At 43.8% G+C, this 7408-nt stretch carries 9 protein-coding genes; all 9 read left to right on the plus strand.

The window, feature by feature from the left end; translation table 11 throughout:
- Positions 1-236: 236 nt before the first annotated feature.
- Entirely contained in the window at positions 237-1097 is an 861-nt protein-coding gene (gene htpX / locus TW84_RS10370; protein WP_045975565.1) for a protease HtpX, read from the plus strand.
- A gap of 186 nt (positions 1098-1283) precedes the next feature.
- A complete protein-coding gene (locus TW84_RS10375) occupies positions 1284-1703 on the plus strand; it encodes a nuclear transport factor 2 family protein (protein WP_045975566.1) in 420 nt (139 codons plus the stop codon).
- Positions 1700-2425 (plus strand): SDR family NAD(P)-dependent oxidoreductase, encoded by a 726-nt coding sequence (locus TW84_RS10380; RefSeq protein ID WP_045975567.1) that lies wholly within the window; start codon positions 1700-1702, stop codon positions 2423-2425. Before TW84_RS10375 ends, TW84_RS10380 begins: the two co-directional genes overlap by 4 nt.
- A 12-nt stretch (positions 2426-2437) precedes the next feature.
- On the plus strand, positions 2438-3718 hold the full coding sequence (locus tag TW84_RS10385) for an NAD(P)/FAD-dependent oxidoreductase (protein ID WP_045975568.1): 1281 nt from the start codon (positions 2438-2440) through the stop codon (positions 3716-3718).
- Positions 3718-4515, plus strand: a complete 798-nt coding sequence (locus tag TW84_RS10390) for a DUF1365 domain-containing protein (RefSeq protein WP_045975569.1) — start codon at positions 3718-3720, stop codon at positions 4513-4515. Before TW84_RS10385 ends, TW84_RS10390 begins: the two co-directional genes overlap by 1 nt.
- Positions 4512-5750, plus strand: a complete 1239-nt coding sequence (locus TW84_RS10395) for an SAM-dependent methyltransferase (protein ID WP_045975570.1) — start codon at positions 4512-4514, stop codon at positions 5748-5750. The genes TW84_RS10390 and TW84_RS10395 overlap by 4 nt, the downstream gene beginning before the upstream one ends.
- Positions 5751-5752: 2 nt before the next feature.
- A complete protein-coding gene (locus TW84_RS10400; protein ID WP_045975571.1) occupies positions 5753-6277 on the plus strand; it encodes a DUF2878 domain-containing protein in 525 nt (174 codons plus the stop codon).
- Positions 6234-6782: a chalcone isomerase family protein gene (locus TW84_RS10405; RefSeq protein WP_045975593.1), complete on the plus strand. Its 549-nt coding sequence runs from the start codon at positions 6234-6236 to the stop codon at positions 6780-6782. Before TW84_RS10400 ends, TW84_RS10405 begins: the two co-directional genes overlap by 44 nt.
- Before the next feature lies 1 nt (position 6783).
- Positions 6784-7317 (plus strand): DUF3833 domain-containing protein, encoded by a 534-nt coding sequence (locus TW84_RS10410; RefSeq protein ID WP_045975572.1) that lies wholly within the window; start codon positions 6784-6786, stop codon positions 7315-7317.
- The last annotated feature ends 91 nt before the right edge of the window (positions 7318-7408 follow it).

Consider the following 7408-nt stretch of genomic DNA (forward strand, 5'->3'; position numbering starts at 1 on the left):
GACTAAAGTCTAATACTGGTGCTATTGATTAATATATTGAAATTGAATCATTTTTTATGTGAATGATTGTCGAGTGTTTTAACAATTTTTTCCGTTGAGACAACAAATGTTTCAATTTACGTCTATCCCTTGTGTTTAAAAGGAATAGACTATATCTATAAGTTAGACATAAAGCCTCAGTGTGATATTCGTATTACAACGGCAGATAATTAAGCTTCCTGTTTCGGAGAAAAGTAATGAAGCGAGTGATGTTATTTTTGGCCACTAACTTGGCCGTTATTCTGGTTCTGAGTGTTGTTTTAAATATTGTATATGCGGTCACAGGCATGCAACCTGGTAGCTTGTCTGGGCTACTTATTATGGCCGCTGTATTTGGTTTTGGTGGTTCATTCATCTCATTAATGATGTCAAAAGGTATGGCGCTGCGCTCTGTCGGGGGGATGGTGATTGAAAGCCCGCGTAATGAAACAGAGCATTGGTTACTTGAAACGGTTCGCCGACAGTCTGAGCAAGTGGGCATCGGTATGCCAACCGTCGCCATCTATGATTCCCCTGATATCAACGCGTTTGCAACAGGAGCTAAGCGTAATGATTCTTTGGTGGCAGTTTCAACTGGTCTTTTGCAAAATATGACTCGTGATGAAGCTGAAGCTGTACTTGCTCACGAAGTAAGTCATATTGCCAATGGTGACATGGTCACCATGACGCTAATGCAAGGTGTGGTGAATACCTTTGTGATTTTCCTATCACGCTTTATTGCAAATATTGTTTCATCTAACGATGATGAAGAAGGTGGCAGCAACATGATGGTTTACTTTGGTGTATCCATTGTTCTTGAACTCGTGTTTGGCTTCCTAGCGAGCTTCCTTACTATGTGGTATAGCCGCCATCGTGAGTTTCATGCTGATGCAGGTGCAGCGCAGTTGGTCGGTAAGCACAAAATGATTGCTGCTTTGGAGCGTTTAAAAGTGAGTCATGAATCTCAGCTAGAAGGTTCAATGATGGCATTTGGTATCAATGGTAAGCGTTCAGTAACAGAATTATTGATGAGTCACCCTCCATTAGATAAGCGCATCGCAGCGCTGCGAAACTCATAAGTTTATGATTTAACGAAAAGGCTTGATTTTATATCAAGCCTTTTTTGATCCCTTATTATTTAACCGCCGTACAAAGCTGCAAACTAAACTTTTACAAAATTAATGTTTGTACAACCCCAACAAATTACCCTAAGCTTGCGTTAGAGTTGTACATTATTTTATTTTGTATAATTATCTGGAGAGGATATGAACGTCGAATCAGTTGGTCAAATATATCAGCAACTTAGCAAAGACAATTTGCACTTATTAAATGGTGTATACCATAAAGATGTTGTCTTCGAAGATTCAGCGCATCGTCTCCAAGGCTGGCAAGCGTTACAAAGCTATTTTGACAGTCTTTACACTAACGTCAGGCGCTGCGACTTTGACATAAAAGAGCAACAGCAGTCTGGTGACAGTGGATTTCTAACGTGGTCTATGTCGCTGGAGCATCCCAAACTGCAAAAAGGTAAAACCGTGGTCGTCAACGGTGTCAGCCACCTCAAATTCAAAGATGGAAGGGTTATCTATCACAGAGATTACTTCGACCTCGGTGAAATGCTTTATGAAAACCTTCCACTGCTAGGTTCAGTGATCAAGACCATCAAACAGAGGCTAGGGCAATGACTTGTGTGTTAATCACCGGAGCCACGTCCGGCATCGGTAAGCAACTGGCAGAAGATTATGCAAATGCGGGACATGAAGTCGTTGCTTGCGGAAGGAACCCACAAGCGTTAGAAGCGCTTGTTTCCACCTCTACTAATATTACCTCGCTTCAATTTGATCTAACCGATTTATCGGCCACGAAAAAGGCGTTAGAAAACCTAGTCATTACCCCTGATGTTTGGATTTTTAATGCTGGAGATTGTGAGTACATTGATGATGGTGTCATTGACGCACAATTGATAAAGCGTGTATTCGACATCAATGTAGTTGGGCTTGCTAACGCGATAGAAGCAAGCCAGCACCATTTTCAGCCTGGACATATTGTGGCTCTGGTCGGTTCTATTGCGAGCGAATTGGCCCTACCAAGGGCTGAAGCTTATGGCGCATCTAAAGCCGCTGTCAGCTATTTAGGTAGAGCGCTCCAGCTTGATTTAGTTAAAAAAGAGATTTGTGTGTCAGTGATATACCCTGGCTTCGTCAAAACGCCTTTGACCGATAAAAACACGTTTCCAATGCCAATGCTTGTGACGACACAACAGGCGTCACAAGCGATACGTAAAGGGCTTGCTAAACGTAAACCGTACATATATTTCCCACGAAGGTTCACAACGCTACTGCGCCTGATTGGTGCTTTGCCTTACCGCTGGCAAAAGTATTTAACCGCGAAATTGATCTCAGAGTAAGAGGATTCCAAAATGAAAATAGCCATAATCGGGACAGGTATCTCTGGGTTGACATGTGCCTATCATCTGAATAAACAACATGATGTCACTCTATTCGAAACCAATGATTACATCGGTGGACACACTGCGACGGTCAATGTGGAAGTTGAAGGCGAGAACTATGCGGTCGACACCGGTTTTATTGTGTACAACGATAGAACGTATCCCAACTTTATTGCCATGATGGATGAGGTGGGTGTGGAGGGCTTACCTACACAGATGAGCTTCAGTGTACGAAACGATGGGTGTAGATTGGAGTACAATGGACACACAGTGTCGACGCTTTTCGCACAAAAAAGAAATTGGTTCAATCCCAAGTTTTATGCCTTTATTTTCGAGATACTGCGTTTCAATAAACAGGTTAAAGGTTTAGTCGAACAATCCAGTGAGTGTGAGAAAACGCTCGGCGACTTTTTATCGGAAGAGAAATTCAGCGACTATTTTTGCAACAACTATATCTTACCAATGGGTGCTGCAATCTGGTCTTCCACACTTGCCGATATGCGCGCTTTTCCGCTGCAATTCTTTGCACGTTTCTTTCTGAATCATGGACTACTCGATGTGTTGAACAGGCCTCAGTGGTACGTGATAAAAGGCGGTTCAAATGCCTATGTCGAGCCACTCACTCAGGAGTATGCTGACCGCATTCACCTTTCTACACCTGTAAAATCGGTTTGCAGGGAGCAAATGGGCGTGCGAATTGATCTTGGCGATCGGACTGAGCGCTTTGACCAAGTGATTTTTGCTTGTCATAGCGACCAAGCGCTTGCCCTGCTTAGTGATGCCAGTGACCTTGAGAGTGAAATTTTAGGTCAGCTGGAATATCAAGCGAATGAAGTGACACTGCATACTGATGAAAGTTTACTGCCTAAAAGAAAGTCGGCTTGGGCGTCTTGGAATTATTGGTTAGATGGCAAGCATGGTGAAAGTGAACGCCCACCAACCCTGACTTACAACATGAATATTCTACAACATATACAAGCGCCTGTGACATTCTGTGTTTCTTTAAATAGCGGTCATCTTATTGACTCAAGTAAAGTGCTCAAAACATTCACCTATCACCATCCTGTGTTTAGCGAGCAATCTATGCTGGCCCAGCATAGACGTAAGGAAATCAATGGGCAGGACAAGGTGTGGTTCTGCGGTGCCTACTGGTACAACGGTTTTCATGAAGACGGAGTTCGAAGCGCTCTAGATATCGTCAGTGAGTTGAAACTTCTGAAAAACGTTGATCGCCAACGAGGAGCAGCATAATGAGCGCAGAGCATGGCGGCTCTTTATTTGTGGGTGATGTAAGACATCGGCGCTTTAGCCCAGTAGAGCATCAGTTAAGCTACCCTATCTTTATGCCATGTATCGACTTGGATAAGGTCCATGCTGTGGAGAAATCTGTTTGGGGCTTTGGACGAAAGTGGTGGCATTGGGCGAGGTTTAAACGCTCTGATTATTTAGGGGAAGGAGATTTAAAACACGCGGTATTTGACAAGATTAAAGAGCTAACGGGAGAGACTGTCGAGGGGAGCGTCAAAGCCGTCATCCATCTCCGTTATCTTGGTATCTATTTCAGTCCGGTAAACTTCTACTATGTTTATAACAAGGAAGGAGAATGGCGTTACTTGTTGGCTGAAGTGAGTAATACCCCTTGGAATCAAAGACACTACTATGCGATTCCTGCTTTTGACCAAACATTGTGGCGACACGGCAAAGCGTTTCATGTGTCACCGTTTAACCCTATAGACCAAGACTATGTTTGGCGATTGAAGCCATTAGGGAGAAAGCTTTCGATTCACCTAGAGTGCCATCGGGATCAAAAGGAATTTGATGCCACGCTTAGCATGGGTAAGCAGGCTTTGACGTCGAGAGTGCTTCTCAAACACTTGATTAAAACGCCGCTAATGGCAGTAAAAATGTTGATTGGAATTTACTGGCAGGCTTTTAAGCTCTGGTGTAAGGGTGCTCCATTTTACTCCCATCCTAATAATAAAAAACAACCAGAAATACCTTCTAAAAACTATAAATCGAGAGAGCAGGGCAAGGAGCATAAGTCATGATTAACTCCCAAACGATAGATTACTCAACGTCACTAAGCACGACACAAAAAACAGCGCGTAGCGTGGCAATGTCACTCCTCAAGAAAATCAAATCGGGTTCACTAACGGTCATTGAATCTTTCCCCATTTCAGAAAATAGGGTGACGTTTGGTGACACAGGAGCATCACGCTTGCAGGCGGCAATTGAGGTCAAAAATCCAGACTTTTACGCTAGGCTGCTCAAAGGCGGGAGTATTGCAGCAGGCGAAGCCTACATGGACGGCTGGTGGGACAGCCCAGATTTGACGGTGCTGATGGAACTGATGGCCGTGAATTTAGCAACCCTCGATTCTATTGAAGGCCAAAGTAGTATTATCTCTCGAATATCATACCAGCTTGGGCACTGGTTCAACCGCAACACTGAGAAGAATGCCGCTAAGAATATTAGTGCCCACTATGACTTGAGCAATGAACTCTACGAAACTTTTCTTGATAAAGAGATGTTGTACTCCGCTGCAATCTTTAATGCGGAATCAGACAGTTTGGAGCAGGCTCAGCGCAACAAAATGGAAAGATTGTGCCAGCAGCTTGAATTGTCCTCTGACGACCAAGTGATTGAGATAGGGACAGGTTGGGGTGGCATGGCCATATATATGGCAGAAAAGTATGGGTGCCACGTAACCACCACGACGATCTCAGAACAGCAGTATCAGTACGCTAAGCAGAAGATAACCGATAAGGGACTTGATCACAAAATAACTTTGCTAAAGCAGGATTACAGAAAATTAAAAGGGCACTACGACAAGTTGGTGTCCATTGAAATGATCGAAGCGGTTGGTAAAGAATACTTAGGCTCGTACATTAAAAAGTGTCAGTCTCTTTTAAGGCCAAAAGGCTTGATGGCCATACAAGCCATTACTATCGCCGATCAGAGATACGACTATTACAGTAACAATGTCGACTTCATACAGAAGTATATTTTTCCAGGTGGTTTCCTACCTTCGATTACGGCTTTGACCCAAGCAACAACATCGCATAGCGATTTAGTTTTGCGCAACCTATACGATATTGGCTTGGACTATGCGCAGACATTGAAAGAGTGGCACACACGATTTGTGTCATCAGAAAGCAATGTCAGGAAGCTAGGTTTTGATGACACCTTTATGCGTATGTGGAAATATTATTTCTGTTACTGTGAAGGTGGATTTCGTGCCAAGAGCATAAGCACTGTTCATATGACCTTTCAAAAGGCGTGATGATGACGACAAAAAAGCTGATTTGTTATTCCCTCTGGTTCCAAGTTGTTTGGGTAGTTGCTGTACTAGGCCAAGAGAAGTTGCAGTGGGTCGCTGTCGGTCTGGTCGTCGGTACCTATGTATACAGCCAGTTGGTTGCACCAATAAAGCTTGAACGAGTGTTTTTATTGGCTGTATTGGGTGTCATGGTCGATTATGCCAACATGACGCTGGGTGTATTTCGTTTCACCGATAGTGATTTCCCAATTTGGCTGATGGCACTTTGGTTTATATTTGTTTGGTACGCCTATTTTCTCGCTCCGATAGTGAGCCGATTTCCCACAATACTCGTATCTATAGTAGGAGGCGTTGGTGGGGCGTTGAGCTATTTGGCGGGAGAAAAACTTGGCGCGGTCTATTTCCCTTTACCAACGACAACCACGTTGATTGTATTAATGGTGGAGTGGCTGCTCATTGTGGCAGCCATTATAAAGGTTTATGGAAATGCATCGGATCAAATGGACTACGCTGGTAGGGGTGATCGTTAGCGTCTTGTTGTTCAGCACAGGCGCAAAAGCCACCATGGCTAGCGACGATAAATGGCAGGAATGGCGTAAAGTCGGGAGCGCACAGCTCACTTTTCTCTTTTTCGACGTTTACCAATCTCAGCTCTTCACACCGTCTGGTGAGTATATTCTCGGCAAAGATATCTCACCACACCCACTTGCTTTATCTATTAAATATCAACGAGACATCAGCCAGAAACAGTTGGTTGATGCGACGAGAGAGCAATGGGACAAGTTAGGGTACTCTGATACGGGCCCTTGGGTGACTCAGATCGAGAGGATATTCCCCGACGTTAAAGATGGTCAACAGCTGACTTATGTCTCTGATGGTGACACTGGGCGATTCTTTTTTTCGTCACAAAATGACCAAAACCGGTTGATTGGTTCAATCAATGATCCACTTCTGAACGACGCATTTCTAGCGATATGGCTATCCCCACAAACACAGTACCCCAAGTTAAGACAAGACCTCATTGGAGCGAGATAAAATGCGAAAGATTAAAACGCTGATTGTTGTTGGCTTATTAACGCTATTAACCGGGTGCTCTACGGATATATCGGAATACAAAGGCAGTACACCTGCCTTCAATCTGTTTGAGTATTTTGAAGGAGAGGTGACAGCTTGGGGAATGGTTCAGGATTATACCAACAAGCAGCAACGTCGTTTTAAAGTTGATATTGTCGGCAGTATCGATGGTGATACCCTAACTCTTGTCGAAGACTTTGAGTTCGATGATGGCGAGCTCGACCAAAGGATTTGGAAGATCAAAAGACTCAGCGATAATACCTACGCGGGAGAAGCTGGAGACATCTTAGGTGTCGCACGAGGCAAAGAAGAGGGTAACGCATTGCACTGGGTCTATGACTTTGAGCTTGTCGTCGACGGTTCTACAATAACGGTCGCGTTTGATGATTGGTTGTTCAGACAAGACGAGAAGCATGTATTCAATATCACGAGCATACGAAAGTTCGGCATTGAGGTAGGCAAAATTACGCTATTCTTTCAAAAAGTAGACATTTAGTCGATTCGATAGTGGTGTCCAATCGATGTAAAAAAGGGTTGACGCATTGACGTCAACCCTAAATGTTTACATTGTCTCGTCCTGAAATGTG

Source organism: Vibrio neptunius (genome assembly GCF_000967495.1).
Classification (GTDB): Bacteria; Pseudomonadota; Gammaproteobacteria; order Enterobacterales; family Vibrionaceae; genus Vibrio; species Vibrio neptunius.